Genomic DNA, 26,483 nt, shown 5'->3' with positions numbered 1-26,483 from the left:
AGTGGGAAGTCTGAAGTCATGCTGGCGTTCGATCCGGCGTTGACGCACCGGCGTATGGAAAAGCAGGCGCCGGTGGCCGGCGTGGGCGTCCAGCCTATCTGGAGGTGCGCCATGAGCCAGTACCAACGCTTGTTGCTGGTCATCGACCCGGCAATGCGCCAATCCCCCGCGATCCCGCGTGCAGCGGCCCTGGCCAAGGCCAGCGGCGCGACCCTGCATATCGCGGCCTTGCTGAAACCGGCGTCGATTCTTTCCCTGTTCGAGCACAACGTGCGCAATGAGGCGCGCGAACGTTATCGCCTGGAACATCAGCACTGGTTGCAGGAGGAGGTGCATCGGTTGCGGGGCCATGGCGTCACGGTCAACGGCGAGGTGACCTGGGCCGACGACCTGCTGGAGGAAATCCTGCAGCACGTCGCGGAAATCCAGCCCGACCTGCTGATCAAGGACGTGCAGCACGAACCGGCGCTGAAACGCGCCTTTCTTACGCCCATGGACTGGCACCTGCTGCGCCAGTGCCCGGTGCCGCTGTACCTGATGGGCCGCCACGGCCATACCTTGCCGCAAATGGTAGTGGCGGCGGTCGACCCGTCGCGGCCGGAGTACCAGCACAACGGGCTCAACGACCGGATCATCCACGAAGCCAACAGCCTGGCGCTGCAATGCGATGCCGAGCTGCACCTGCTGCACGCCTATGACGTGTCGTCGGTCTACCTGGGCGATGCCGGGGGCGGTGGCCTGGTGCTGGCGGACCTGACCCGGGAACTGCGGGTCACCCTGGAAAAAGCCTTTCTGGAACTGGCCGAGCGTTATGGCGTGCCCGAGGAACGGCGGCATTTCATCCTCGGGCAGCCGGTCACGGTGCTGGCCAATTTCGTCACCGAGAACCAGGCCGACGTGCTGGTCATGGGCCGGGTGCATCGCGAGGGCCTGGAGAAACTGGTGGGCAGCACCACCGAGCACGCGCTGTATCAGGTGCCCTGCAGCCTGCTGGCGCTGTAGCCGGGCCGCCTTGGGAGGTGAGACATGAGCGAATATCCGTCATTGCAGATGACCCTGCGCAACCGTCAGGCCGCCGGGCAAGGGCTGGTCGCGCCGTTGCAGAAATACAGTCGCCGGCCCGAGGTGATAGTGCTGGCGTTGCCCCGGGGCGGGGTGCCGGTGGCCTGGGAAATCGCCCGGGCCTTGGAGGTGCGGCTGGACCTGATGCTGGTGCGCAAGCTCGGCGTGCCCGGTCACGAAGAGCTGGCAATGGGCGCCATCGCCAGCGGCGGCATCCGCATCCTCAATCAGGACGTCCTGAGCAGCCATTACATCGGTGACGCCGAGTTGCAAGCGGTAACCCAGCGGGAAACCCAGGAATTGCAGCGCCGCGATCGGGTCTACCGCGGCGAGCGGGCCGCGCCCGACCTGCGCGGCCAGACAGTGATCCTGGTGGACGACGGGCTGGCCACCGGCGCCTCGATGCACGCCGCGGTCCAGGCAACGCGCCTGCAGCACCCGGCGCGGATAGTGGTGGCGGTGCCCCTGGCGCCGCAGGAAACCGTGGATACCCTGAGTTTCGAGGTCGACGAGCTGATCTGCCCGATCACCCCGCTGTGGTTCGTGTCGATCGGCAACGGCTATGCGGACTTTGCCCAGACCTCGGACGAGGAGGTGATCGAGTTGTTGCAGCGTGCCTGGCAGCGGCCGTGCGAAGGCGCTGCGGCATGAACCTCTCGGCGGCCTGAAACCGGGGGCCTCGGAACCAAAACCTGTGTTGCCCCTCCAAGCTGTGCCCGGCGCTGCGTGCAGGCCGGGCGAGGGATCCATGGGCGAGGGAATTTTGCCATTGAGGTGACGACCGCAACGGTCCGACACAGGGCAAAACATGAAACGAGGCTTCAAGCTTCTCTGCACATTGCTGCTGGCCGCTGGCCTGGCCGGTTGCATAGGCGCCCCCATCGAAATGACCGCGCAGACCGAGCAACGCCTGAGTGCCCAGGCGCCGATCCGCTTTCTGCTGACCTTCGACGACGGCCCCAGCGCTTCCAGCATTTATAACCCGACCGAACGGGTGCTCGACGACCTGCTCGACAACCCGCTGCAACCGGCGATCAAGGCGGTGTTCTTCGTCCAGACCCGCGCCTCGCGGGCCGGTGGCAGCGACATAGGGCGGCGGCTGATGGCCCGCGAGCATGCCGAGGGCCATGTGCTGGGCTTTCATACCGCCACGCCGAGGCATACCAACCATCGCTCGCTCGACCCGCCGGAACTGGAGCAGTCCCTGAGCGACGGCAGCGCCGATATCGCGCTGATCACTGGCGTGTCGCCGAGCCTGGTGCGCCCGCCATTCTGGAACTACGACAAGCGCACCTTCGCCGCCTACCAGCGGCATGGCCTGCATGTGTTGCTGACCGACCTCAGCGCCAACGACGGCAAGGTCTGGGGTTTCAACGCCAGCCCACGGCGCCGGGCCAATATGCTGCGCCAGCTGTCGGAGGTGCGCGAACGCATTGCTCTGGGCCAGTTGCCGACGGTGGACGGAGCGATTCCGGTGGTGGTGACCTTCCACGACCTCAATCGCTACACCGCCCGGCATACCCAGGAATACTTGCAGATCCTGCTCGACAGCGCCCGGGCCACTGGCCTCAAGACCGCGCCCAAACCGTTCTACGGCGATACCGCGGCGTTGCAACGGGCGGTCATGGCCCGTACCGTCGCCAGCAGCGAGCAGCCGGTGCGGTTGCCGGGGCTGTGGAACTGGCTGTGGGACAGGAATTCCCATTGAGCAGGCGTGACCGTTCGCATTGGCCAAGACATGACCGTCGGTCCGCCAGTGTCATGCCAGGTTCGAATAAATCTCTGGTTTTACAGTCACATGGGTGGTTGCAGGTGCCGGCGCCGCCGGTTCGCTCAGGGCCCGCTGCGTTGCCGGGCAGCTTTGCCAAAAATCGTTCTGACCCAGGTTCTAGGACACTCCCATGAAGCGACTCGCGACACTCACCCTGACCCTTTGCTCCACGCTGCTGCTGGGGGGCTGCTACCCCCATTGGGACGACGGCCGGCGCTACGATCGCGACCATGACCGCTGGCGCGACCACAGTCGTTATGACCGCGGTTACGACCGCGACTGGGATCGCGACGACGACCGTTACGACCGTCGCTACGACCGCCGGGACAGGGACGGGCGCTATCGTCGCGACCGTGACGATGACGACGATGATGATTGAGTCGCAGGGCGGTTTTCGCCCAGCATGACAACGGCGCCCTTGGGCGCCGTTGTCGTTTCGGAAAGGGCGCAATCCGCTCGCCGATCCCGAAAGACCGCAGGCCGCGGGGTAAATTGTTTCGCAGCGCTTCGTTCCACTCTCAATATGAAATGTTATCTGATAACATTTTGTCGTCTGATTGTTCACTCCCGCGCGCGCCTCAAAAGGGCGCGCTTGCGTCTGGGCCGGCCGTTTGCCGGGCCCGGGCGATAACGGCCCACGAAGCTTCGATCGACAGCGGGTTGCGTGCACACAAGGTAAAGCCCTGTGCATGGCAGCCCCCATCAGACAACCCACGCACCGCGCAGCAATGCCCGCCAGAGGCAGGCGCGCGGCGTTTCCCCGAGCAATTGCAACGCCATCAGAGCCTGGGGAGGCGATTCGTTGAATGAGAGTCCAAAGGAGCACACGACAATGCCAATGAGCATGGCAAACACCCCCACAGGGCCAGCCCCTGTACCGCGAATAAGCATCCTGAGCCCGCGTTCCGCCGCGACCGTCCTGCCCCGATCAAACGACCTTCCACACAAGGGAGCGATATGAGTCTTTCTACTGGATTGGCAGGGCAGGCGGGCGTCGTGTCCCCTGCGCTGGCCGTGGCCAAGGCCAACACACGGATGCTGGCGATCGATGCCCTGCGCGGTTTTGTCATGCTGTGCATGCTGGTGGACCACGTGCGCGAGACCTTCCTCCTGCATCGCCAGGTCAGCGACCCGATCGACGCCCTGAGCGTGAGCCCGGAGCTGTTTTTCACCCGCCTGCTCAGCGAGATCTGCGCGCCGGTGTTCATTTTCCTCACCGGCCTGTCGGCCTGGCTCTACAGCCAGAAACACACGCTGAGCGAAACCTCGGTGTTCCTGCTCAAGCGCGGCCTGTTCCTGGTGTTCCTCGAACTGACCTTCGTGTGTTTTGCCTGGAACGCCGAGTTCCCGCCCAAGACCCTGTGGCTGCAGGTGATCTGGTGCATCGGCATCTGCATGATCGTGCTGGCCGGCTTGCTGCATTTCAAGCGCGGCTGGCTGATCGTGCTGGGGGTGGCCATAGTCGCCGGGCACAACCTGCTGGATGACGTGGTGCTGGGCCCCGAGTCGCCGTTCTTCGTGCCCTGGTCGATCCTGCACCAGCGGGTGTTCATCGACCTCACCGAGTTCACCCGGGCCCGCACCACCTACCCGGTGCTGCCGTGGATCGGCGTGATCCTGCTGGGCTGGGCCATAGGCCCGTGGTTCGGCAAGGACGTGCAGCCGGCGGCGCGCATTTCGCGGCTGCTCAAGGTTGGCGTCGGCCTGCTGCTGGCCTTCGTGTTCATTCGCTACCTGAACGTCTACGGCGAGAAGCCCTGGGTCCAGACCGGCGATGGGCTGCGCACCTTCATGAGCTTCATGAGCGCCAAGAAGTACCCGCCGTCGTTGATGTTCCTGATGCCGACCCTGGGCCTGGGGCTGATCCTCCTGGCGTACTTCGAGAAGGTCCAGGAACGCTGGTCGACCGCGCAACTGGCGATCTACGGCGGCGCGCCGATGTTCTTCTACCTGCTGCACCTGTACGTGCTCAAGGCCCTGTACCTGGTGGCGGTGGCCATCTGGGGCACCAACCAGGGCACTTACTACGGCTTCGACAACCTGTCCGGGGTCTGGCTGTGGAGCCTGATCCTCGGCGTGCTGCTGTTCTTCCCGACGCGCTGGTTCGCCGGCCTCAAGCAGCGTCGCCGCGATATCGCGATCCTCAAATACCTCTGAGTGGGGTCCCGGTGGTGCGCCCGTACAGCGGCGCACTGCCGGACATCGCCCGCCATTTATCGATTTCCGGGAGTTCGACAGTGAAGCGCTTGACCCGACACACCCTGCTGTTGGCATTGGGGGGCCAGAGCCTGCTCGCGCTGGCCGCGGAGCAGGACCATGTCAAGGGCTTTATCGAAGACAGCCAGTGGAACCTGTTCAACCGCAGCCTCTACGACCGTCGCGACTATCGGCACGGTTCCTTGAGCAACGGCGCGCGCAACGCCTACAAACCCCGCGCCGAACGCAGCGACCTGGCGGAGGAGTGGGCCTATGGCCTGATGGCCGACTACAGCTCCGGCTTCACCCAGGGCACCCTCGGCTTCGGCCTGGACGCCCATGTCTATTCCGGCTGGAAACTCGACAGCGGCGGTGGCCGGGCCGGCAAGGCGCGGCTGCTGGGGGTGGACAACGATGGCCATCCCAAGGACCAGTTCAGCCGCGGCGGCGCGGTGGCCAAGCTGCGTTTTTCCTCCACCGAGCTGCGCTACGGCGAACAGCGAGTGAAGACCCCGGTGTTCGGTTCCTCCGACAGCCGCCTGCTGCCCGAGACCGCCACCGGCTGGTTCCTCACCAGCCGCGAGCTGAGCGACACCAGCCTGTACGGCGGCCACTTCAACGAAAGCACCGACCGTAACGCCAGCAGCCACGACCAGGGTTTCGTGGTCAATTATTCCAATGGCAAGCAGGGCGACAGCTTCGACCTGATCGGCGTGCGCAATACGTCGATCAAGGGCCTCAACGCCAGCCTGTTCAGTGCGCTGTACCAAGACAGCTGGCGCCAGCAGTACCTCGGCGCGCTCTACAACCTGCCGCTGAGCCAGGACCAGGACCTGAGGTTCGATTTCAACCTGTACCGCACCCAGGACACCGGCAAGGCCCTGTCGGGGCGTATCGATAACACCACCTGGAGCCTGATGTCGACCTACAGGAGCGGTGCCCACAGCTTTGGCCTGGGCTACCAGAAGGTCGATGGCGACACGCCTTACGACTACGTCACCCGCGGCGCGATCCTGCTGAGCAACGCCGTGGCCCTGTCGGACTTCAACGCCCCGCAAGAAGCCTCCTGGCAGGCCCGCTACGACCTCAATATGGCCGGCTACAACATACCCGGCCTGAGCTTCAGCGCCCTGTATGTGCGCGGCAGTGGCATCGACGGCAGCCATATGGACCCGCGCGGCGGCTACGCCTGGCTGGGCTATGGCGAAGGCGGTAAGCACTGGGAGCGCGACCTGCAAGCCAAGTACGTGGTGCAGTCCGGCCCGGCGAAAAACCTCGCCGTCACCCTGCGCCATGCGGTGCATCGCGGTAACAAAGCCCAGGCCGAACTGGATGCCGACCAGCTGCGGCTGGCGATCGAGTATCCGTTGGGCGGCAGGTTCTAGCCTCCAGGCACGGCCCGTCAGCGAGCGCTCCCTTCTGGTGGAGGGATTTTTATGGCCGGGTGCCATTAATGCTGCTATGCCTTGGATAGCCCTTCACGCTTTACCGCAGCAGTTGTCATGACACGGACGTAGGGTGACACCGGTCCTCGCCTGGCCGATTGCCGCGCGGGAACCTCACTTGACTGCCATGGGGTAACCAGGTCGTGGAGAACACAAGGATCAAGGCGCGCCAGCTGATTGTCTGCATCGATGGCACCAACAACCGTTTCAGCGACGAACCGACCAACGTGGTCCGGCTGTTTCGCTCGCTGCCCAAGGACAGCGAAACGCTGCTGGCCTATTACGACCAGGGGGTGGGCACCTTCGGGCTCAGCGAAACCCTGTTCGAATGGCAGAAGGTGCCGTCGCGCATCGCCGGGCTGATGTTCGGCTGGGGCCTCAAGCGCAACGTACTCAATGCCTACCGCTTCCTGATGGAGAACTACAGGGACGGCGACCAGATCTTCCTCTTCGGCTTCTCCCGCGGCTCCTACGCGGTGCGGGTGTTGGCGGCGCTGCTGTATACCATCGGCCTGTTGCCCGCCCATCAGGTCCAACTGATGGACTTTGCCTGGTCGCTGCTGACCACTCGCCAGCGATCCGCTGATAATTCCAAGCCGAATCGCCAACGGGCCATGAGTTACACCTGGTGGCGCATGAGCGCGGACAAAAAACCGGACTTCGATTTGATGGAGGCGTTCAAGGGCAGCTTTGCCCGGCCGGTGAGCATTCACTTTCTCGGGCTGTTCGACACCGTGAGTTCGGTGGGCTGGGTGTATGACCCGCTGATCGTTCCCTACACCCGGAAGAACAAGGACGTGAAGATCATCCGCCATGCGGTGTCCCTGGACGAACGCCGCAGCTTTTTCCGCCAGAACCTCTGGACAGAGGGCGAAGGGGTGAACCTGAAACAGGTCTGGTTCGCTGGCGTGCATGCCGATGTGGGCGGCGGTTACCCGGCCGGCGAGTCGCAACTGGCGCTGATTGCCTTGCGCTGGATGATCGGCGAGTGCCTGGAGGCCGGGTTGAGCATCGATGCCGAAGCCTGTCGCGCGGAACTCTATCCACCCTCTGTGCTACAGGATCCGCTGGCCCAGGCCCACAATTCCCTGACCCGCAACTGGCTGATCGCCGAGTGGGTGCCACGTCTGGTCTGGAACCCGAAGACCCACAAGCGAACCCGTGAGTACGGTTCGATGCCGCCGTTCGGCAAAGCCCGGCCTCGGGTGATTCCCACCCCTGAAAACGGACAAAAAATCCGGGTCCATGCCTCAGTGGCCGCTCGGCAAAATGGGCCGCTGAACAGCGACCAGTCGTGGGGCAGCCAGCTGAGCTACCAGCCGCAAAACCTGCCGGACATCGATTCCGAGTTGATCGAGCAAGTTGGCGACTCGCCGAGGCTGGATGAGTACAACCTCTAGGGTCGCCAGTCCATTCACTGCCGATGCCGGCGCAGCAGCTCGATCTGCTCTGCCGGCACCTGCTGGCGCAGGGCTTTGTACAGGGCGCGGGTTTCCAGCAGGTTCCAGATCCGCAGCAGGGTTTCCAGGGCGTCCAGCGGCTTGCTGATGAAGTCGCGGGCACCCAGGGCCAGGGCGCGCAGGCGGGTGTCGCGGGTGGCGTCGGCGGTCAGCACCAGGATCGGCAGGTAATCGTTGGCCGGGATCCGCCGGTTGAGCTGTTCGAGCACGGCGAAGCCGTCGAACTCGGGCATGTGCAGGTCGAGGATCACCAGGTCCGGCTCGAAGCTGTTGAACAGGTCCAGGGTGCGCAGCGGCTGGGTGCTGCTCAGTACGTTGTGCAGGCCTTCGCGGGCCAGCAGCTGCTCCATCAGGTCGAGGTTGGGGCGTTGGTCGTCGATGATCAGGATGCGCAAATCGTGGTTCATGCGGGCTCCGGTAGATGTTGCTCAAGGTGGGCGAGAAACGCCGGGATATGAATGGGTTTGGTCAGGATCGCCGTGGCCCCGGCCTGCAGCAGGGCGCGGTGGGTCAGGGCGCTGGCATCGGCGGTGATCATCAGCACCGGGGTGCTGGCGGTGATCGGCGATTCCCGCAGCCGGCGCAGCACCTCCAGGCCTGCAAGGTCGGGCAGGCTGACGTCCAGCAGGATCAGTTGCGGTGCATGCTGGCGCGCCAGGTCCAGGCCCATCTGGCCCTGCATGCTCGACAGCAGGCGAATGCCCGGGCGGCGTTGCAGCAGGGTTTCGATCAGCGCCAGGCTCGATAGGTTGTCCTCGATGCACAGCACCTGGCCACGGTATTCCACGGCCTCGACCCGGGCCGGCAGGACCGACACCGGTTGCTCCAGCACCTGCTGCTCCAAGGCCTGCTGTTCCAGGGGCAGGCGCGCACCGGCCGTGGCCACCTGCACAAAGGGCAGTTGCAAGGTAAAGCTGCAACCCTGGCCCGGGGTGCTGTGCACCCGCAGGCTGCCGTCCATCATCTCCAGCAGGCTCTTGCTCAGGGCCAGGCCCAGGCCGGTGCCTTCCACCCGCGGGTCGGCGCCCAGGCGCTCGAAGGGCCGGAACAACTGGTCCAGGCGCTCCAGGGGAATGCCGGCGCCGGTGTCGCTGACCGCCACCTCGACCCGCGTGCCCAGGACCTTGACCGCGATCCGCACCTGGCCCTGGGGCCGGTTGTACTTGATGGCATTGGACAGCAGGTTGAGCAGCACCTGGATCAGCCGCTGGCGGTCGGCGATCACCCCGTTGTGCTCGCTCAGCACGGGCAGGGCGGCCAGCTGGACGCCGGCGTCGGTGGCCATCGGCGAGACCAGGGTCAGGGCCTCGTGCAGCACCGAGGCCAGGGCGATCGGCTCGACATTCAGCGACAGGTGGCCGGCCTCGATGCGGGCGATGTCCAGCACCTCGTTGATCAGGGTCAGCAGATGCTGGCCGGCGCGCAGGATATGGCCGACCTGGGGCCGCTGGCCGCTGGGCGAGTCCATGTCCAGCAACTGGGCGAAACCGAGGATGGCGTTGAGCGGGGTGCGCAGTTCGTGGCTCATGCGCGAGAGGAACTCGCTCTTGGCCCGGCTGGCGCTTTCGGCTTCTTCGCGGGCGGTGCGCAGGGCGATTTCCGCGGCGCGGCGGTCGGTGATATCGCGAGTGATCTTGGAAAATCCGCGCAACGCGCCGCTGGCATCGTACTGCGCGGTGATCACCACGCTGGCCCAGAAGCGGCTGCCGTCCTTGCGGCAGCGCCAGGCTTCTTCCATGTAATGGCCGTGGCGGGTGGCCTCGCGCAGGGCCATGTCCGGGTGCGCCGGGCATTCTTCCGCCAGGTAGAACAGCGAGAAGTGCCGGCCGAGGATTTCCTGTTCGCTGTAGCCCTTGATCCGCTCGGCGCCGGCGTTCCAGGTGGTGACCCGGCCCTGGGTGTCGAGGGCGAAGATCCCGTAGTCCTTGACCCCGTCGATGATCAGTCGCAGGCGTTCTTCGTTGTCGCGCAGGGCCCGTTCGCGTTCGGCCAGCAGTTGCCCGGCCTCCACCAGGCGGGTGCCGAGCTGGCCGATCTCGTCCTGTTCCGGGGCTTGCGGCCGCAACGGTTGGCCGAGGGCCAGGCGCTGGGCATTGCCTTGCACCTGCTGCACTCGGGCGACTATGCCCTTGGACAGGAACAGCACCGCGACAATGGCCCCGAACAAGCCGCAGAGCGCCGCCAGCAGCGTGGCCAGCAGCAGGCGCATGCGGGTCGCCGAGGCCGCGGCGCTGCGCTCGGCGAGCAAGCCGTCTTCGCGAATGCGCATGGCGCTGATCTGCTCGCGCAGCACGTCCAGCACCTGTTTGTTCTCGATCAGGATCGCGGTGATGCTGGCGCTGTCGTCGGGCCGGCCGTTGCGCAGGGCCACCAGGCCGTCGAGCTTGTTGCCGATCAGCGGGGTGATGGCCTTGAGGTGGTCGCGCATGCGCGCGTCGCGAATGTTGCTGTCCAGCCGTTGCAGCGCGGCCTGGATCAGCGGCTGGGCGCGTTCGTAGCTGGGCAGGAAGTCCTCGCGGCGGGTCAGCAGGTAGCCGCGCACGCTGGCCGCCGCTTCGGCGAGCAGGGTGTGCACGGTCTGGATATCGCCCTGCACCAGCAGCACCCGGCGCACGTCTTCCTCGGCGCGGGCGGTCTGGCGTTCGGTGATGTAGATCAGCACCAGCGACAGCAGCAGGATCACCAGCGGCAGGGAAATCACTACCAGCGCCTTGCCGCGCAGGGGCAGGTCGAGCCAGTGCCGGCTGGCCAGGAGCCTCATGGCCATTCTCCCGCGGGCTGCGCCACCAGCCCCAGGGCGATGCCGCGCACCGCGGCCTGGGTGCGGTCCGCCGCGCCGAGCTTGCCGATCACCCGTTCCACATGGGCCTTGGCGGTGCCGGTGGTGATGCCGAGCTTTTCGCCGATCTCGCGGTTGCTGAAGCCGCCGGCCACCAGCCCCAGCACCTGGCGTTCGCGGGCGGTCAGGGCGACAACCTGGGCGCCGCCGCTGCCGCCGGCGTTGCGTTCGGCCATGCGCCGCAGCAGCCGGGCGCTGACCGTGCTGTTGAGGGCTTCCTCGCCCTGGGCCACCCGCTGCAGGGCACCAAGCACTTCGCTGCGGCTGGCGTCCTTGAGCAGGTAGCCGACCGCGCCGGCGGCAATCGCCGCTTCCAGGTGGTCGGGGCTGTCGTCCATGGTGAAGATCACCACCTTGATCGCCGGTTGCCGCTGTTGCAGCAGGCGCGCCGCGCCCAGGCCGTTGAGCAGTGGCATGCGGATGTCGAGAATGGCGATGTCCGGTTGCAGGCGCTCGCACAGGTCGAGGGCTTCCTGGCCATCGCGGGCCTGGCCCACCACTTCGAATTCCGGGTGGCCGGCGAGCAGGGCGACAAAACCGGTGCGGGTGACTTCATGGTCGTCCGCCAGCACCAGGCGCAGGGCAGGGCTCATGGGTGTTCTCCAGCAGTGGGCAGCGGCACCCGGGCTTGCAGGCGGGTGCCATTGCCGGGGGCGCTGTGCCAGGACAGCTCGCCGCCCAGCAGGCTGGCGCGTTCCTGCATCGCCGCCAGGCCCAGGTGCTGGCCGCCGCAGCTGGACAGCGGGGTGTCCAGGGCGAAGCCAATACCGTTGTCTGCCAGCGCCAGCCAGGCCTGGCCGTCCGCCAGTTGCAGGCTCAGCTCGGCACGGCTGGCCCGGGCGTGCTTGAGGATGTTGTTGATGCCTTCCTGGGCGATGCGGAACAGGGCGATCTCGCTGGCACCCGGCAGGCGCGCGCCGGACTGTTGCTGCCAGTGCACTTCGATACCGGCGTCGCGCAGGCGGTCGGCTTCCTTGTCGATGGCCTTGTACAGGCCAAAGTCGTCCAGCACGTTGGGGCGCAGGCCTCCGATCAGTTGCCGGCCCTCGCCGACACAGCCCTGGGCCAAGGTCAGGATGGTCTGCAGTTCGTTGTGCAGCTCCTGCGGCAAGGTCGGGCAGCGCCCGGCAAAACCCTGCAGGCGCTGATGCAGCCCGGCCAGGGTTTGCGCCAGGCCGTCGTGCAGGTCGTAGGCCACGCGCTTGCGCTCGTCTTCCTGGGCGCTGAACAGCCGGTGCACCAGTTCCGACATGGTTCTTTCCCGGGCTTGCAGGGCCTCCAGCAAACGCTGGTTTTCCAAGTGCGCCGCCAGCAGGGTGGCCAGTAGTTGCAGGGATTCCAGGTCCTCGCTGTCGGGCGCGGCCAGGGCCACGCTGTTGGCCAGCAGCAGGGCGCCGAAGGCCTGGCCGTCGGCGCCGGGCAGGGGAATGCGCAGCACCTGGGGCAGGGCGGCATCGCTCTGCGGCAGCCATTCGGGGTGCAGGGTCGCAGACCTGGCCAAGGGGTGCAGGGCGGCCAGGCGTTCGCTGCTGCCATGTTGGGCGCTGGCATGGGGCGGCTGGCCGGCGTGCCATTCCAGCAGCAGGCCATGGTCCATCGCCATAAAGGCGCAGGCCCGTTGCAGGGCGCGCTGGCGCATGGCTGCGGGCGGCAGCTGGGTCAGTTCCTGGCCGGTGTCCACCAGCAGGCGCAGGCGCGCCGCGCGGCTTTGCGACTGGCGATACTGGCTGCGAATGGCCAGGGCGCTGCCGGGGTCGTGGGTCGGGCTTTGCATGAAAATCAGGCTCCAGCGTGAAGGGCGTGCGCTCGCGAGCAGGCATTAGACCCGCTTGCCGGCCGTGGGCCTATCTGCCGAATGGCATAGGCCACAGGCACCGGTTGGCCGATGGCGAGGCTGCGCCGGGTGGGCAAAGTGGGCGCATTGAAACCCACTGGAGCCTTCCGATGAAACTGAAAACCACCGCCATTGCCCTGTTGCTGGCCCTGACCGCGCCCCTGGCTCAGGCCCTGGACGCCACGCCTTATGTGTACCGCACCGTCGCCGCGCAGCCGCAGAGCCAGGGCGACCGGGAGATCGCCGGCCTGTTCGATCGCTGGAACGCGGCCCTGCAAACCGGCAGCGCAAAAAACGTAACCAGTCTTTACGCCGCCGACGCGATCCTCCAGCCGACCGTGTCGAACCAGGTGCGCACCACCCCGGCGCAGATACAGGACTACTTCGAGCATTTCCTCGCGGGCAAGCCGGTGGGCCAGATCAACTTCCGGGAAATCCGCCACCTGGGCCCGGACGCAGCCATGGACAGCGGCGTCTACACCTTCACCCTGCACGAGGCCAACGGCGCGACCCGCCAGGTGCAGGCGCGCTACACCTTCCTCTACGAGCGCATCGACGGCCAGTGGAAGATCCTCAATCACCACTCTTCGGCCATGCCCCAGGCGCAGCCGCAATTGCAGGCCAGCCATCGCTGAATCCCGCATCCCCCTGTAGGAGCGAGCTTGCTCGCGATGAACGTTAACGATTGCGCGTACNTAAGTCCATCGCGAGCAAGCTCGCTCCTACAGGAGATATTTATTCCCGGGCCCGGTGCTCAGCCTTCCTGGCGATAACGCCCCGGGGTCATGCCGAACCAGCGGCGGCAGGCCTTGTGAAAGCTGCTCTGGTCGCGAAAGCCGAGCAGGGCGCCGATGTACTTGACGCTGCGTGCCGAGTTGCGCAGGAAACTGTGGGCCAGCATCAGCCGCGCCTCGTCGAGCAGGGCCGAGAAGTGCATGTCCTCGCTGCCCAGGCGCCGTTGCAGGCTGCGGCTGCTGACCCCCACCAACTGCGCGATATGCCGCAGGTCGCTGGGCCCGCCCTGAGCCAGGCGTTCGGACAAAACCCGCCGCACCCGCGCGGTCATCGAGCCGTCGAGCAGCAGCTTGAGGCGGGTCCGCGCGTATTCCATGTGCAGCACATCCAGGGCCGGGTCGGCGCTGGGCAGGGCGGTCGCGCAATCCCGCGGGCTGAAGCTCAGGCTGTTGTAGGGCGCATCGAACTGCAGGTTGGGGCCCAGCAGACGCTCCAGGGCGCGGGTGTCCGGCGGTCGCGGGTAAGTGAAGCTTGCCGCCAGCGGTTGTGGCTTGTGGCCGGGCAGCAGCCAGTGCACCAGGCCCAGGGTCTGCGCGGCGCCGGCATCGATGAAGGCCCGGGGCACCAGGCCGGGTTCGAGGGCGATGTCGAAGCCGATCAGGGTGACGGCCTGGGGGCTGCGCTCCAGGCACAGGTAAAAGCCGTTGCTGACCAGCGAGTGATAATCCACCAGGCGTTGCAGCGCGGTGTCCAGGGTGGCGCCGGACATCAGCGCATAGCCGAGCACTTCCAGGTTGGCCGGGTGGGCCTTGGTGTACGCCAGCAGGCCGAGGTCCGGGTTGCCGCAGAGGTGCACGGCGTCTTGCAGCAACTCGTAGACCAGCTCCAGCCTGACGCCCGTGGGGTTTTCATGGACCTCCTGGTGGCTGCTGCCGTGGCGCTTGAGCAAGGCCTCGACCTTGACGCCGGCATCGGTCAGGACATCGGCAAGCACCCGGAAACTGGTGCCGGTCATTCTGTGCATAGTACTTCCTGGACTGGTGGCTAATTGATGTCATTGGCGCTGGCGCATGATCGCAATAAACCCCGGGCCACAGTCGAGAAAGGGCGGTGCGGTGTTTCCGAGGACAAACGAAAGGTATCCGGGAACACTTTCGAGGCGCTCGGGCAGGGGGGATCATAAGTGGCAATGAGCCATTATCTCGTCGGGCGCGCCGACGCATCCTGGCCAAGCCCACCCGGCGCGCTGTCGCCGCTTCGACTACGGATCTGTCATGCAAAGCGTCAAAGACTTTTATCGGGAACTGGCGCAGGGGCGACTGGCGCTGGCCTTCCAGCCGGTGGTGTGGCTGCCCGACGCCAGCCGGGTGCTGTATCAGGAAGGCTTGCTGCGCCATGTCGAGCAGCCGGGCAATGGCGTCTACCCCTTCGCCATGCTCGAGCGCCATCAGGTGATGCGCGAGCTGGACCGCAGCGTAGTGGGGTGCGTGATCGAGCGCCTGCTGGAGGACGAGCACCTGCGCCTGGGCTGCAATATCTCGGCGCAGAGCGCGATCATCGATCCGTTCTGGTCCGCCACCCTCGCGCAGTTGCGCGACGCGCCTTCGGTGGCCGCGCGGCTGGTGATCGAAATCACCGAAAGCGCCACGCCGCCAAGCACCGAGGCGGCCATCGAGTTTGTCCTGTGCCTGCGCGAGCTGGGTTGCCGGGTGGCGGTGGACGACTTCGGCGCCGGCCTCGGCACCCTGGAATTCATCCGCCAGACCCGCCCGGACATGGTCAAGATCGACCAGGGTTACCTGCAACGCGCCCGCAGCGAACCCAACAGCGTGCAGACCCTGAAACACCTGGTGCAGTTGTGCAAGACCCTGGCGCCCTGCGTGATCATCGAAGGCATCGAGAGCGAAGCCGACCGCGCCCTGGCCACCGCCTGCGGTGGCGAGTGGGGCCAGGGCTACCTGTTCGGCCGGCCACGGCTCGACCGGTTGGGGAAGCCGTGCCGGTTGCGTGGGGTGGTGGCCGAGCCTGTGGTGGCGGGCTGAGCAACGTCGGTTTGCCAGAGGTGACAGCGGCGCATTCGATGACGCCATCGCCGGCAAGTCGGATCGCCGCCCGCTGGCTCCTACAAAGGCCTGTGCCAGACACCGATGTCATGGGCCTCACGAACCTGTAGGAGCGAAGCTTGCTCGCGATAGCGGTGGGGCAGTCACCCCCGCAGTCGTCGACCGGCCGCGGCCTCAGTAATAAACACCCTTGGCGTCATAAGGCAGCAGCAGGGTATCGACCGTCGCATCCACCGGCAGGCTCACCACCGCCACCAGCGGACAGACGATGGTTATCCAGCAGAACATCGTGTTGTAGCCCTCGTAGCCGCTGGCGCCGCGCATGGTCAGCAGCTGGATATTCTCCTGGGTGCCTTTGTAGAGGTCGTAGGAGCTGTACTGACTGCGGGCTATCAGGGTGCCGCAGCCCGAGAGGGCGAGTGTGCCGAGCAGGACGAGAGCAGTGAGCGCTTTGATGATGCCATTCCTTAGCAAGCCGATTTGCGGCGCGCATCTTCGCATCGGTCGAGGCTTCAGGCCAGCCTGGGGGGGCAATGATCGCAGCGAGCTGCCAGGGATGACGGCGGCGCACTCGATACCGCCATCGCCGGCAAGTCGGATCGCCGCCCGCTGGCTCCTACAGAATCATGGGGATCACCATTCCGCGTCTGGCGCGCTTCTGTAGGAGCGAAGCTTGCTCGCGATAGCGGTAGTCCATTCACCCGCGTAATCGACGTTTCAGCCCAACACCTCACGCAACCGATGCCACAGCATGCCCAGCGCCAGCAGCGGCGCGCGCAGGGCCGGGCCGCCGGGGAAGGTCATGTGCGGCACCGCGCTGAAGATATCCAGGCCCCGGCTGTGGCCGGCGTGGATGGCTTCGGCCAGCAGGCGCGCGGTCCAGTGGCTGACGTTGACCCCATGCCCGGAATAGCCCTGGGCGTAATACACGTTGGGGTACTTGCGCAGGCGCCCGACCTGGGGGAAGCGGTTGGCGGTGATGCCGATCTTGCCGCCCCATTGGTAGTCGATGCCCACGTCCGCCAGCTGCGGGAACACCTTGAGCAGCTTGGGTCGCATATAGGCGCCGATATCCGCCGGGTCGCGCCCGGAGTAATGGCAGGCACCGCCGAACAGCAGACGCCGGTCCGCCGAGAGCCGGTAGTAGTCGAGGCCGACCTTCTGGTCGCACAGCGCCAGGTTCAGCGGGATCAGTTCGGCGGCCAGGGCCGGCGCCAGCGGCTCGGTGGCGATGATGTAGCTGCCCGCCGGCAGCACCTTGCCGCTCAGCCGTGGCTCCAAGTCATCCAGGTGGGCGTTGCAGGCCAGTACCAGGCTGCCGGCGCGCACCGTGCCGCTGGCGCAACGCACCTGCACGCGGTCGCCGTGGATCAGTTCCAGCACCGGGCTCTGCTCGAAGATCCGCACCCCCAGCGACTGGGCCAGGGCGGCTTCGCCGAGCACCAGGTTGAGCGGGTGCAGGTGCCCGGAGCCCATGTCCAGCAGGCCCCCGGCATATAGCGACGAGGCCACCACCTGGGCCATGTCCTGTGGAGCCACCAGGCGGGTTTCATGCACGTAGCCGAGCGCCGCCAGATGCTCCTGCTCGGCCTGGAAGGCGGCGAACTGGGCTGGGGTGTTGGCCAGCTCGCAGAAGCCCCAGCGCAGGTCGCAGTCGATACCGTGTTCGCGCACGCGCTGGCCGACCAGCGCCACCGAGTCGATGCCGGCCTGCTCCAGGTAACGCACGCCTTCGGTGCCGACATAGCGGGCGAAGCCGCTGACGTCGTGGCCGATGCCGCGGATCAGTTGCCCGCCGTTGCGTCCGCTGGCGCCCCAGCCGATGCGCCGGGCTTCCAGGAGAATCACCGACAGGCCGCGCTGGGCCAGCTCGATGGCGGTGTTGACCCCGGTGAAACCGCCGCCGATCACGCAGACATCGGCGTTCAGATCGGCACTCAGGGGCGGATAGTCCGGCAGTGCGTTGGCCGAGGCGGCGTAGTAGGAACGGGTGTGTTGCGCGTGGCTGTGCTGGTTCATTTGTTGGACTTCACTTTGCTCCAGGCGCGAGTCATCAGGCGCATGGTCTGCGGGCTCTGGGTGCTGGAGATATACAGCTTGTCGAGCACCGCCTGGGGTGGGTAGACCTCGGGGTTGTTCACCAGATCGGGGTCCATGAACTGCCGGGACGCCGGGTTGGGATTGGCGTAGCCGACGTTGGCGCTGACCTTGGCGATCACTTGCGGGTCCAGCAGGTCGTTGATGAAGGCATGGGCCTCTTTGGGGTTGCTGGCGTCCGCCGGGATCGCCAGCAGGTCGAACCACAGGTTGCTGCCTTCCTTGGGAATCGAATAGGCGATCTTCACCCCGTTCTTGGCTTCCTTGGCGCGGTTGGCGGCCTGGAACACGTCGCCCGAGTAACCGAAGGCCAGGCAGATATTGCCGTTGGCCAGGTCCGAGACGTACTTGGAGGAGTGGAAGTAGGTGATGTAGGGACGGATCGCCAGCAGCTTGGCCTCGGCTTTCTTGTAGTCCTCGGGGTTTTCGCTGCGCGGGTCCAGGCCCATATAGTTGAGCACCGCCGGGAACACTTCGTCCGGCGAGTCCATCATCGACACGCCGCACTGGCTGAGCTTCTTCAGGTTCTCCGGCTCGAAGAACACCGCCCAGGAATCGATCTTATCGACCCCCAGCACCTGCTTGACTTTATCGAGGTTGTAGCCGATGCCGTTGGTGCCCCACAGGTAAGGCACCGAGTACTGGTTGCCGGGGTCGTTCTGTTCCAGCAGGGTCAGCAGTTTCGGATCGAGGTTCCGCCAGTTCGGCAACTGCGCGCGGTCCAGCTTGAGAAAGGCCCCGGCCTTGACCTGCCGCGCCAGGAAGTGGTTGGACGGCACCACCACGTCATAGCCGGTACGGCCGGCCAGCAGCTTGCCCTCCAGGGTTTCGTTGGAGTCGAAGACGTCGTAGATGACCTTGGTCCCGGTTTTCGCCTGGAAGTCGGCGAGGGTGGTCTCGCCGATATAGTCGGTCCAGTTGTACACGCTGACTGTCGATTCAGCCTGGGCCGTGGCGCCGAACAGCAGCGTCAGGGCCAGCGGAACCACGGATTTCCATAGACGCATAGCGATACCCCTTTTTTGGTTTTTATTGTGTTTGCCAAATTGCGGCCCTGTAGCCCTGTAGCCGCTGCCGAGCCCGCGAGGCTGCGATCGGCGGCGAAGCCGTCGCAAACCCGGCAACCGCGTTGCATCAGGTACACCGCGTGGATGGTCTGGCGATGGCTGCGCCATCGATCGCAGCCTCGCTGGCGCTCGGCAGCGGCTACAAGGGTGCGCGCGGCAACGCGCCAAGCCGCGCAGCCTCAGACGCTGAGCAACAGGAACTCGCGCTCCCAGGAACTGATCACGCGCTTGAAGTTTTCGTGTTCGGCGCGTTTCACCGCCACATAGCCGCGCACGAACTTGCGGCCCAGGTAACGCTCGATGGTCGGGCACTCTTCCATGCGGGTCAGGGCGTCTTCGATGGTGATCGGCAGGCGCAGGTTGCGCCGCTCGTAGGCACGGCCTTCCACCGCGGCGCTCGGTTCGATGCCCTCGACCATGCCCAGGTAGCCGCACAGCAGGCTGGCGGCGATGGCCAGGTAAGGGTTGGCATCGGCGCCGGGCAGGCGGTTTTCCACGCGCATGGCTTCCGGGCTGGAAGTCGGCACGCGCAGGCCGACGGTGCGGTTCTCTTCGCCCCATTCGACGTTGACCGGCGCCGAGGTGTCCGGCAGGAAGCGGCGGAACGAATTGACGTTGGGCGCGAACATCGGCAGCAGATGGGGGATGTACTTCTGCAGGCCGCCGATGTGATGGCGGAACAGCTCGCTCATGCGGCCCTCGGCGTCGGCGAAGATCGGCCTGCCGGTGGCGCTGTCGACCACGCTCTGGTGCAGGTGCATGGCGCTGCCGGGCTCGTCGGCCACCGGCTTGGCCATGAAGGTGGCGGTGACGTCGTGCTTGAGCGCGGCCTCGCGCAGGGTGCGCTTGAACACGGTGATCTGGTCGGCCAGGTCGAGGGCGTCGCCGTGGCGGAAGTTGATTTCCATCTGCGCCGGGCCGTCTTCGTGGATCAGCGTGTCGAGGTCCAGGCCCTGGGCTTCGCACCAGTCGTAGACATCCTCGAACAGCGGATCGAATTCGTTGGCGGCGTCGATGGAGAACGACTGGCGGCCGCTCTCGGCCCGACCGGAGCGGCCCAGTGGCGCCTTCAATGGCAGGTCCGGGTCTTCGCAGCGCTGGGTCAGGTAGAACTCCATCTCCGGCGCGACGATCGGCTGCCAGCCCTTGTCGGCGTAGAGCTTGAGCACCTTCTTCAGCACGTTGCGCGGCGACAGCTCGATCGGGTTGCCCTGCTTGTCGAAGGTGTCGTGGATGACGATGGCGGTCGGCTCGATGGCCCAGGGCACCAGGTAGATGCCCGAAGGGTCGGGGCGGCAGATCATGTCGATGTCTGCCGGGTCCAGCAGGTCGTAGTACACATCGTCGTCGACGAAGTCCCCGGTTACCGTTTGCAACAGCACACTTTCCGGCAGGCGCATGCCTCGCTCATGCAGGAACTTGTTGGTAGGCGCTATCTTGCCGCGGGCGACGCCGGTCAGGTCGCTGACCACGCATTCCACTTCGGTAATCTTGTGTTCTTTCAGCCAGGCAGAAAGCTGATCGAAAGGGGCATTCATAAAGACCTCGTAAATGATTGTCGGTGACGCGCCCGGTCGCTTCCCCTGTGGCGCGTTGACGACTATCTTGAGCAAGCCTTGCGATTCCATCTATCCACTTTAAGCAGCACCAAAGCGCACCAAAAGAGTGCGTAAGGTCCCTTTATGACAGCGTCGACAGCTCTCCAGGTCCAGGCCTTCAACACCTTCGATGTGGCCGATCAGATCCGTGCCACCCCGGGTTGGGTGCAGCATTACCAGCAGATGTCGCCCGGGCATTTCGCCGGGCAGGTGCGTTATCTGGACCTGCAGGGGGTGCAGATCTACGAGGAGTGCATGAACACCCGGGTCGAGCAGAATTTCAGCGCGCCCGAGGGCTCCCTGGCGTTCTGTTTCGATGGCAGCGACAACGCCCTGTACCTGCTCAACGGCGAGAGTCGCAATATCTGGATCACCCCGGAGAACTACCAGGAAATCGCCGTGGTGTTCGGCCCGGAATTCGTCCGTGGCCATGGCCTCGATGCGCAGCGTCTCGACGGCCTGTTCCTGGCGCCGCTCAATTGCAGGCAGAACGCGCTGTTCAGCCGCTGGCTCAGCACCACCCTGACGCGCCTGTCGCAGACCCTCGACCCACCCAGCCGCGAAGCCCTGACCCAGCAGTTGCTCGACGACTGCCTGTTTATCCTCGACAACGCCTGTGTGCGCCTGGACGGCGGCGGCCTGCGCCGGCGCGCCGAGGAGCGGGCGATCATGCAGCGGGTGGCCCAGTGGGCGGCGGACGGCCCGGAAGACAGCCTCAACCTGCTGGAGTTGTCGCAGGTGGCCGGGGTGTCCCTGCGCCAGCTGCAAGGCGCGTTCAGGGCCTTCGCCGGCATGGCGCCGACCCAGTGGCTGCGCCTGCGCCGGCTGAACAGCGCGCACCGCGAACTGCTCAGCCGCGGCCCGGACGAAACCACCGTGGCCGAGGTGGCCATGCGCTGGTCGTTCTGGCACCTCGGGCGGTTTTCCAGCAGCTACCGGGCGCTGTTCAAGGAGCTGCCGAGCGAGACCCTGCGCCGCGGCCAGCGTTGAGGCGGTGCTGTCCGTGCAGCTGCACGGCCAGCGCCATTTCCAGCCTTATGCGGGGGGATTCCTGTCTGCCGAAGGGCGGCGGTGGCCATTGCGGCTCGGCCGCGGCGGCTTGGGCTGTTCGTCCTCGTGCTCATTTCCCGCAGGCTGTTCGCGCAGGTAGCGCCACAGCGCCTGGGCGACGGTATTGCCGTTGAGCCCATTGCCGAAGACCTCCTGGCCGACGCTCAGGCCGAGCTTGCGATAGCTTTCGAACTGGGCTTCGTCGAAGAACTGGTCGGCGGTGGGCTGGTTGGGGAAGGCCTTGTTGGTCAGGGCGTAGTTCTGGACGTCCGGCGATACCGAGGCGATCAACCGCGGCTTGAGCACCAGGATGCGACTGATCAGGGTGTCCGGTTCCAGGCAGGAGTAGACGTCGAGCAGCAGGGCGCAGCGACGGTCCGCCTCTGACGGCGCGGTCTTGAAATGCGCCATGCGCCCGAACACGCTGCCCAGCGCCTCGTCCTCGGTGATTTGCGTGTCTTCCCTGATTTCCAGGCCGTGGTCGATGCGCGCCAGGCGGATGAAATTGCTCAGGTCGTCGAACTGGTAATCGGGATCGCAGCCACAGTCGCACATCACGATCAGCTCGACCTGGCGCTCCTGGCGCAGCAGTTCGTAGGCCGCCGTGTTCTCGAAGTGGCCGCCGTCGGAGAGGTACTGATAGGCGCGCCGATGGCCATGGAAGTGCGCGGTCAATTCGTAGAACAGGTAGGTCTGGGTCGGCAGCCAGCGCGACAGTTTCAGGCCCAGGGATGGTTGGGGCTTTTCCGGTTTGGCGTCGATAAAGCGGCTGGGCCACCAGTTGCCCAGGCGCACGTTGGCCAGGCCCAGCAGCAGCGACATGCCGAGGCTGGTGGCGCGCCCCAGGCCAGTGGTGAAGGCCGCGCCGGAGATGCCTATCCATTGGCCGATGGTCAGCGGGTAGGCGATTTCCGAAGCGGGGACGTTGTCCAGGTCGCGCGGGTAGACCTTGCCATCGAGGATGAAGGTCCCTTCACCCTTGACGCTGCCCGGTGCCAGGCACAGCGGCTTGCCCTTGCGATCGCGCTGCACCAGTTGTTCGGCGGGGTCGACCGTGAGGTTCATGGTCACGTTGATCAGGTGTAGCGGGCCGGCGCTGGGCGTGCCGTAGTAGTGCTCGACACTGATGTCGTCGTTGCTCAGCGGCTCGGCCACGCTCATGTGCTTGCGTCGTTGCTCGGGCGTGCCGTCGAAGCGCTTGCCGTTGGTGGCGCCCATGTAGGCGCGGATCAGGCGGGCGCTGTAGTAGGACTGCAAGGACGAGGTGTTGAGGAAGCCGACGAAGCGGCTGCTGACCCAGGTCAGGGCCGCCGCGACGCCCGCCAGCAGGGCCAGCCGCAGCACATGCTTGTCTTCCAGCAGATTGAAGCTGCCATCGGCGGTGACCCAGACCACGAACAGCATCCACACCAGGCAGACCGCCGCCAGCAACAGCAGGCCGCCCAGCAGGCTCATGACCTCCAGGGGCAGCAGGCGCAGCCAGTCCGGCAGGATCTTCTCGTCCCGCGACAGCGCCAGGCGGCGCACCAGCCAGATCAGCACCGGGAGAATGCCGATGCTGCCCTGGGTCAGGGTCTGCAGGTGCAGGTAGATGGTTTCGGACAGCGACACCAGGAACGCGGCGAACAGCACCGCGCCGAGGGCCATGATGATCTGCGCCAGCACCCGGGTGACCTCGACCCGGTAGTTGCGCACGGTAAAGATTCCGTCTTCGTCGTTGGCCTTGCGGGTCCGGTACTTCAGGCGCCAGATCAGCAGCCAGGTGTAGACAATGCCCAGCAGCGCGATGAGGGCGAAGCCGAAGAACAGGTAGCGTACGTTCGGCCGGTCGTCCGACTGATGCAGCAGCGCCCAGATACCGACGAAGACCAGCGTCATCACCGTGCAGGCCGCGACCGCCAGGTTGCTCAGGGCCGGCGGGTTGCTCAGGCTGTTTTTCGGCAGCACCAGCCAGTAGGCCAGGCAGCAGGGCAGCAGGCCGAGGACAAACACCGCGCCGGGCAGCAGGAACAGATTGGGCAGGTACGTCACCTGCAACAGCATCAGCAACGACAGCAGCAGGACGATCGGCATGCCGATGACGAAGTGCAGCGACAGCCAGTTGCGCCAGGCGATCGCCAGGGCATAGAGCGCGTCCCCCGAGCCGGTCGGGGTCAGGTAGCGGCCGTTCTCCCGGAGCCAGGCGGTGGGGCCCTTGCCGATGTCTTTTTCGCTGGAATAGTCGATGCCGGTGCTGATCCGTCCCGGCGGCTCGTAGCGCAGGACCTCGTAGGCGTTGATCGCGGCGGTCCTGGCCGCTTGCTGGGCGGGCGCCAGGTGCGAGGCTTCGGCGCGCTCCTGGGCTTGCTCGCGGCGCAGGCGATTGGGGATGAACAGGCTGGAGAAGAAACTGCCGATATAACCGCCGCCGCTGACCGTGGAGAGGTAGTCGAAACGCGGCAGCAGGGTGGTGGTGAGGTTGTCTTGCGCGGTTCTCGACTTTCGTGGGTTGGCCTGTTCCGGCGCATTGGCCCGGGCCATCGCCTGCAGCACCCCCAGGCAAAAGGTGGCGCTGCGGATGCCACCGCCGGACAACGCCAGCCCCCAGGTCTTGAGGGGTTGGCCGTCCGGCGCGGGAAGGTATTTGAGACCCAATGCGGTGCGGCGGTTCTCGATACGCTTCCTTTCCCCCTCGTAGTGCTGGGTCGAGTCCATGATTGCTCCTTGCAAACTGAAGTAGTGGCATTGTGCAAATAGGATTAAAGCAGAACAGCGTCACATTTTTCCGAATACAAGGAGCAACTCGGGATGAAGTTCACGAAATATTCTTTATTTAGAAATGTGATTAAAAATCATCGGCTTAGAGAGTTAATGCGGCTTTGTCAGTATCAATGAATGCCTTGACCCCGGCCTGCAACCGCCGTGTAACTTGCTTGTTACTTGAGGTCACTACTTTGCGTGGGTCGCTATTTCCCGCCCTGTAACTTCAAGGAATTCAACCGCGTATGCCTACTCTCACTCGCAGGAAGCTCATGCAGGCCGCCGCCATCGGATCGGCCTTTACCTTACTGCCAGACTCCATCCGCCAGGCCCTGGCGATTCCCGCCAACAACCGTACCGGCACCATCCGCGACGTCGAGCACGTGGTGATCCTGATGCAGGAAAACCGCTCCTTCGACCATTACTTCGGCACCTTGCCCGGGGTCCGCGGTTTCAGCGACCGCTTCACCATCCCGCTGCCTGGCAAGCGTTCGGTGTGGGAGCAGCAGGGCGTCGGGCGAGTGGTGCTGCCGTATCACCTGGACAGCTCGCGGGGCAACGCGCAGCGGGTCAACGGCACGCCGCATTCGTGGATCGACGAGCACGCGGCCTGGGGCAGCGGGCGCATGAGCGCCTGGCCGACCTTCAAGACCAACACCTCCATGGGCTACTACCGCGAGCAGGAGCTGCCGTTCCAGTTCGCCCTGGCCAACACCTTCACCCTGTGCGATGCCTACCACTGTTCGGTGCACGCCGGGACCAACCCCAACCGCCTGTTCCACTGGACCGGCACCAACGGCCCGACCGGGGCCAACGTGGCGGCGGTGGTCAACGAATGGGACGGCCCGGGCGCGGTGGACGTCGGCTACACCTGGAAAACCTACCCCGAGCGCCTGGAAGAGCGGGGCGTCAGCTGGAAGATCTACCAGTACCTGCCGGACAACTTCGGCGACAACCCGCTGGCCGGTTTCCGCCAGTACCGCCGCGCCAGCGTGGCGGCCGGCAACCCGGCGCAGCCGCCGGAAGACTTCACCGCCTTCGTGCCTTACAGCGACGCGCTGAATGCCCGGGTGCCGCTGTACAAGGGCAATGGCAACACCTTGCCGGCCCGCAGCGGCAGCGACCTGGAAGGCATGATCGCCGGGTTTCGCAACGATGTGCAGCAGGGCAAGCTGCCCAAGGTCAGCTGGATCGTCGCCCCGGCCACCTATTCCGAGCACCCGGGGCCGTCGAGCCCGGTGCAGGGCGGCTGGTTCACCCAGGAAATCCTCAAGGCGCTGACCGACAATCCCGAGGTCTGGAGCAAGACCGTGCTGCTGGTCAACTACGACGAGAACGACGGTTTCTTCGACCATCTGCCGTCGCCCTCGGCACCATCGAGGCGCCTGGACGGCAGCTTCGCCGGCAAGTCCACGGTGGATTTCGACAGCGAGGTGTTCACCCACCCGGCGCCGCCGGGGACCACCCAGCAACCGCGTCCGGACGGCGGCATCTACGGCCCGGGCCCACGGGTGCCGATGCTGGTGCTGTCGCCCTGGAGCCGCGGCGGCTGGGTCAACTCCCAGGCGTTCGACCACACCTCGGTCCTGCAATTTCTCGAGAAGCGCTTCGGCGTGCGTGAGCCGAACATCAGCGCCTGGCGCCGCGCGGTGTGCGGCGACCTGACTTCGGCCTTCAACTTCGTCAACCCCAACAGCGAGATCCTCCCGCCGCTGCACACCACCACCCGCCAGGCCGCGGACCTGCTGCGCCAGCGCCAGGAACAACTGGCCCAGGTGCCGCTGCCGGACCCCAGCCGCCAGCAACTGCCGCAGCAGCAGCGCGTGGCCCGGCCGTCGCGGGCCTTGCCGTATCGGCTGAATGTCGAGGCCAAGGCCAAGCGCAAGGCGTTGAGCCTGACTCTGAGCCTGCAGAACACCGGCGAGCAGGGCGCGGTGTTCCATGTCTACGATCGCCTGCACCTGCTGGACATTCCCCGCCGTTATACGGTGGAGGCGGGCAAGCAGCTCAAGGACAGCTGGCAGACCGCCGGGCACTACAAGCTGTGGCTGCTGGGGCCTAACGGTTTCCACCGCAGCTTCCACGGCAACCTGCTGCTGCGCCAGCCCGAGGTGTCGATGTTCAGCCGCGGCAACAACCTGCAACTGACCCTGAGCAACCCGAGCAAGGAGCCGGTGTCGATCACCATCGACCGTTGCCCCTACACCCATCAGGGGCCATGGCGTTTCGACGTGCCCGGGCGCAGCGAGATCCACCAGATGTTCGCCTGCCAGGCCAGCGGCGGCTGGTACGACCTGACTGTGCGCGCCGAGGGCGGCTGGCTGCGGCGCCTGGCCGGGCGCCTGGAAACCGGAGCCCACAGCATCAGCGACCCGTTGATGGGCGTGTAACCGCGCAATAGTGCCCGGCCCGCAAGGGGCCGGGCACCGTTTCAGCCTCCGACCAGGCCTTGCGCCTGGAGCGCTTCATAGCCTTGGGACCATGGTCCCAGGGCGCCCGCCGATTTTCCCCGTCAGACGAAAACTAG

Annotated in this window: 21 protein-coding genes; 11 read left to right on the top strand and 10 right to left on the bottom strand. The window is 65.7% G+C overall.

Annotated features, from left to right (window positions below; all coding sequences use genetic code 11):
- Positions 1-111 precede the first annotated feature (111 nt).
- The 7 genes from ACTJKT_RS02045 to ACTJKT_RS02015 all read left to right on the top strand — a co-directional run bounded on the left by ACTJKT_RS02045 (position 112) and on the right by ACTJKT_RS02015 (position 7,874).
- The gene (locus ACTJKT_RS02045; protein ID WP_440786006.1) at positions 112-1,002 is read left to right on the top strand and encodes a universal stress protein; all 891 of its coding nucleotides are present in this window, start codon (positions 112-114) and stop codon (positions 1,000-1,002) included.
- Between the two features lie 24 nt (positions 1,003-1,026).
- Positions 1,027-1,713 (top strand): phosphoribosyltransferase, encoded by a 687-nt coding sequence (locus ACTJKT_RS02040; protein WP_440786005.1) that lies wholly within the window; start codon positions 1,027-1,029, stop codon positions 1,711-1,713.
- A gap of 157 nt (positions 1,714-1,870) precedes the next feature.
- Positions 1,871-2,770, top strand: a complete 900-nt coding sequence (locus ACTJKT_RS02035; RefSeq protein ID WP_440786004.1) for a polysaccharide deacetylase family protein — start codon at positions 1,871-1,873, stop codon at positions 2,768-2,770.
- Positions 2,771-2,963: 193 nt separating this feature from the next.
- Positions 2,964-3,212 carry a hypothetical protein gene (locus ACTJKT_RS02030; protein ID WP_440786003.1) on the top strand — a complete coding sequence of 83 codons (249 nt, stop codon included), beginning with the start codon at positions 2,964-2,966 and terminating at the stop codon, positions 3,210-3,212.
- Positions 3,213-3,790: 578 nt separating this feature from the next.
- Positions 3,791-4,990 (top strand): DUF1624 domain-containing protein, encoded by a 1,200-nt coding sequence (locus tag ACTJKT_RS02025; RefSeq protein WP_440786002.1) that lies wholly within the window; start codon positions 3,791-3,793, stop codon positions 4,988-4,990.
- 80 nt (positions 4,991-5,070) lie between these two features.
- The gene (locus ACTJKT_RS02020) at positions 5,071-6,414 is read left to right on the top strand and encodes an OprD family porin (protein WP_440786001.1); all 1,344 of its coding nucleotides are present in this window, start codon (positions 5,071-5,073) and stop codon (positions 6,412-6,414) included.
- A gap of 203 nt (positions 6,415-6,617) precedes the next feature.
- The gene (locus tag ACTJKT_RS02015; protein ID WP_440786000.1) at positions 6,618-7,874 is read left to right on the top strand and encodes a T6SS phospholipase effector Tle1-like catalytic domain-containing protein; all 1,257 of its coding nucleotides are present in this window, start codon (positions 6,618-6,620) and stop codon (positions 7,872-7,874) included.
- A gap of 14 nt (positions 7,875-7,888) precedes the next feature.
- Here the strand turns inward: ACTJKT_RS02015 and ACTJKT_RS02010 are convergent, their stop codons facing one another.
- The 4 genes from ACTJKT_RS02010 to ACTJKT_RS01995 are packed head-to-tail and all read right to left on the bottom strand — an operon-like array spanning position 7,889 to position 12,547.
- A complete protein-coding gene (locus ACTJKT_RS02010; RefSeq protein ID WP_063431050.1) occupies positions 7,889-8,341 on the bottom strand; it encodes a response regulator in 453 nt (150 codons plus the stop codon).
- A complete protein-coding gene (locus ACTJKT_RS02005) occupies positions 8,338-10,695 on the bottom strand; it encodes an ATP-binding protein (protein ID WP_440785999.1) in 2,358 nt (785 codons plus the stop codon). Before ACTJKT_RS02005 ends, ACTJKT_RS02010 begins: the two co-directional genes overlap by 4 nt.
- On the bottom strand, positions 10,692-11,366 hold the full coding sequence (locus tag ACTJKT_RS02000) for a response regulator (protein ID WP_097303638.1): 675 nt from the start codon (positions 11,364-11,366) through the stop codon (positions 10,692-10,694). Before ACTJKT_RS02000 ends, ACTJKT_RS02005 begins: the two co-directional genes overlap by 4 nt.
- Positions 11,363-12,547: a sensor histidine kinase gene (locus tag ACTJKT_RS01995; protein ID WP_440785998.1), complete on the bottom strand. Its 1,185-nt coding sequence runs from the start codon at positions 12,545-12,547 to the stop codon at positions 11,363-11,365. Before ACTJKT_RS01995 ends, ACTJKT_RS02000 begins: the two co-directional genes overlap by 4 nt.
- A 170-nt stretch (positions 12,548-12,717) precedes the next feature.
- Between ACTJKT_RS01995 and ACTJKT_RS01990 the strand changes: the two genes are divergently transcribed.
- Complete coding sequence (locus ACTJKT_RS01990; RefSeq protein ID WP_025808792.1) at positions 12,718-13,242, top strand: SgcJ/EcaC family oxidoreductase; 525 nt, start codon at positions 12,718-12,720, stop codon at positions 13,240-13,242.
- 119 nt (positions 13,243-13,361) lie between these two features.
- Here the strand turns inward: ACTJKT_RS01990 and ACTJKT_RS01985 are convergent, their stop codons facing one another.
- On the bottom strand, positions 13,362-14,366 hold the full coding sequence (locus tag ACTJKT_RS01985) for an AraC family transcriptional regulator ligand-binding domain-containing protein (RefSeq protein WP_440785997.1): 1,005 nt from the start codon (positions 14,364-14,366) through the stop codon (positions 13,362-13,364).
- 250 nt (positions 14,367-14,616) lie between these two features.
- Between ACTJKT_RS01985 and ACTJKT_RS01980 the strand changes: the two genes are divergently transcribed.
- Complete coding sequence (locus tag ACTJKT_RS01980; protein ID WP_440785996.1) at positions 14,617-15,384, top strand: EAL domain-containing protein; 768 nt, start codon at positions 14,617-14,619, stop codon at positions 15,382-15,384.
- Between the two features lie 195 nt (positions 15,385-15,579).
- On the opposite strand, the gene ACTJKT_RS01975 is transcribed toward ACTJKT_RS01980, so the two are convergent.
- From ACTJKT_RS01975 to ACTJKT_RS01960, 4 genes are all read right to left on the bottom strand, one after another.
- Positions 15,580-15,879: a YceK/YidQ family lipoprotein gene (locus ACTJKT_RS01975; protein WP_440786062.1), complete on the bottom strand. Its 300-nt coding sequence runs from the start codon at positions 15,877-15,879 to the stop codon at positions 15,580-15,582.
- A gap of 243 nt (positions 15,880-16,122) precedes the next feature.
- Positions 16,123-17,424, bottom strand: a complete 1,302-nt coding sequence (locus tag ACTJKT_RS01970; protein WP_440785995.1) for an NAD(P)/FAD-dependent oxidoreductase — start codon at positions 17,422-17,424, stop codon at positions 16,123-16,125.
- On the bottom strand, positions 17,421-18,509 hold the full coding sequence (locus ACTJKT_RS01965; RefSeq protein WP_440785994.1) for a polyamine ABC transporter substrate-binding protein: 1,089 nt from the start codon (positions 18,507-18,509) through the stop codon (positions 17,421-17,423). Before ACTJKT_RS01965 ends, ACTJKT_RS01970 begins: the two co-directional genes overlap by 4 nt.
- A 239-nt stretch (positions 18,510-18,748) precedes the next feature.
- Positions 18,749-20,107: a glutamine synthetase family protein gene (locus ACTJKT_RS01960; protein ID WP_440785993.1), complete on the bottom strand. Its 1,359-nt coding sequence runs from the start codon at positions 20,105-20,107 to the stop codon at positions 18,749-18,751.
- Between the two features lie 144 nt (positions 20,108-20,251).
- Here ACTJKT_RS01960 and ACTJKT_RS01955 point away from each other — a divergent pair, with 144 nt between their 5' ends.
- On the top strand, positions 20,252-21,157 hold the full coding sequence (locus tag ACTJKT_RS01955; RefSeq protein WP_440785992.1) for a helix-turn-helix domain-containing protein: 906 nt from the start codon (positions 20,252-20,254) through the stop codon (positions 21,155-21,157).
- Positions 21,158-21,202: 45 nt separating this feature from the next.
- On the opposite strand, the gene ACTJKT_RS01950 is transcribed toward ACTJKT_RS01955, so the two are convergent.
- The gene (locus ACTJKT_RS01950) at positions 21,203-23,911 is read right to left on the bottom strand and encodes a hypothetical protein (RefSeq protein WP_440785991.1); all 2,709 of its coding nucleotides are present in this window, start codon (positions 23,909-23,911) and stop codon (positions 21,203-21,205) included.
- 290 nt (positions 23,912-24,201) lie between these two features.
- On the opposite strand from ACTJKT_RS01950, the gene ACTJKT_RS01945 reads away from it, so the two are divergent.
- Positions 24,202-26,346, top strand: coding sequence for a phosphocholine-specific phospholipase C (locus ACTJKT_RS01945; RefSeq protein WP_440785990.1), 2,145 nt, complete (start codon positions 24,202-24,204; stop codon positions 26,344-26,346).
- Positions 26,347-26,483: the final 137 nt, after the last annotated feature.

Origin of the sequence: Pseudomonas sp. 22526, from assembly GCF_052044735.1 — a bacterium.
GTDB lineage: Bacteria > Pseudomonadota > Gammaproteobacteria > Pseudomonadales > Pseudomonadaceae > Aquipseudomonas > Aquipseudomonas piscium.
The sequence above is the reverse complement of the archived record's forward strand: the minus strand, read 5'-3'. Positions and strand labels throughout refer to the sequence as shown.

Coding starts and splice junctions, on each gene's coding strand:
- ACTJKT_RS02040 (WP_440786005.1), top strand. CDS start 1,027: ATGAGCGAATATCCGTCATTGCAGATGACCCTGCGCAACCGTCAGGCC.
- ACTJKT_RS01970 (WP_440785995.1), bottom strand. CDS start 17,424: ATGAACCAGCACAGCCACGCGCAACACACCCGTTCCTACTACGCCGCC.
- ACTJKT_RS01955 (WP_440785992.1), top strand. CDS start 20,252: ATGACAGCGTCGACAGCTCTCCAGGTCCAGGCCTTCAACACCTTCGAT.
- ACTJKT_RS02025 (WP_440786002.1), top strand. CDS start 3,791: ATGAGTCTTTCTACTGGATTGGCAGGGCAGGCGGGCGTCGTGTCCCCT.
- ACTJKT_RS02045 (WP_440786006.1), top strand. CDS start 112: ATGAGCCAGTACCAACGCTTGTTGCTGGTCATCGACCCGGCAATGCGC.
- ACTJKT_RS02030 (WP_440786003.1), top strand. CDS start 2,964: ATGAAGCGACTCGCGACACTCACCCTGACCCTTTGCTCCACGCTGCTG.
- ACTJKT_RS02035 (WP_440786004.1), top strand. CDS start 1,871: ATGAAACGAGGCTTCAAGCTTCTCTGCACATTGCTGCTGGCCGCTGGC.
- ACTJKT_RS02000 (WP_097303638.1), bottom strand. CDS start 11,366: ATGAGCCCTGCCCTGCGCCTGGTGCTGGCGGACGACCATGAAGTCACC.
- ACTJKT_RS01990 (WP_025808792.1), top strand. CDS start 12,718: ATGAAACTGAAAACCACCGCCATTGCCCTGTTGCTGGCCCTGACCGCG.
- ACTJKT_RS01965 (WP_440785994.1), bottom strand. CDS start 18,509: ATGCGTCTATGGAAATCCGTGGTTCCGCTGGCCCTGACGCTGCTGTTC.
- ACTJKT_RS01950 (WP_440785991.1), bottom strand. CDS start 23,911: ATGGACTCGACCCAGCACTACGAGGGGGAAAGGAAGCGTATCGAGAAC.
- ACTJKT_RS01995 (WP_440785998.1), bottom strand. CDS start 12,547: ATGCAAAGCCCGACCCACGACCCCGGCAGCGCCCTGGCCATTCGCAGC.
- ACTJKT_RS02010 (WP_063431050.1), bottom strand. CDS start 8,341: ATGAACCACGATTTGCGCATCCTGATCATCGACGACCAACGCCCCAAC.
- ACTJKT_RS01985 (WP_440785997.1), bottom strand. CDS start 14,366: ATGCACAGAATGACCGGCACCAGTTTCCGGGTGCTTGCCGATGTCCTG.
- ACTJKT_RS01945 (WP_440785990.1), top strand. CDS start 24,202: ATGCCTACTCTCACTCGCAGGAAGCTCATGCAGGCCGCCGCCATCGGA.
- ACTJKT_RS01960 (WP_440785993.1), bottom strand. CDS start 20,107: ATGAATGCCCCTTTCGATCAGCTTTCTGCCTGGCTGAAAGAACACAAG.
- ACTJKT_RS02005 (WP_440785999.1), bottom strand. CDS start 10,695: ATGAGGCTCCTGGCCAGCCGGCACTGGCTCGACCTGCCCCTGCGCGGC.
- ACTJKT_RS01980 (WP_440785996.1), top strand. CDS start 14,617: ATGCAAAGCGTCAAAGACTTTTATCGGGAACTGGCGCAGGGGCGACTG.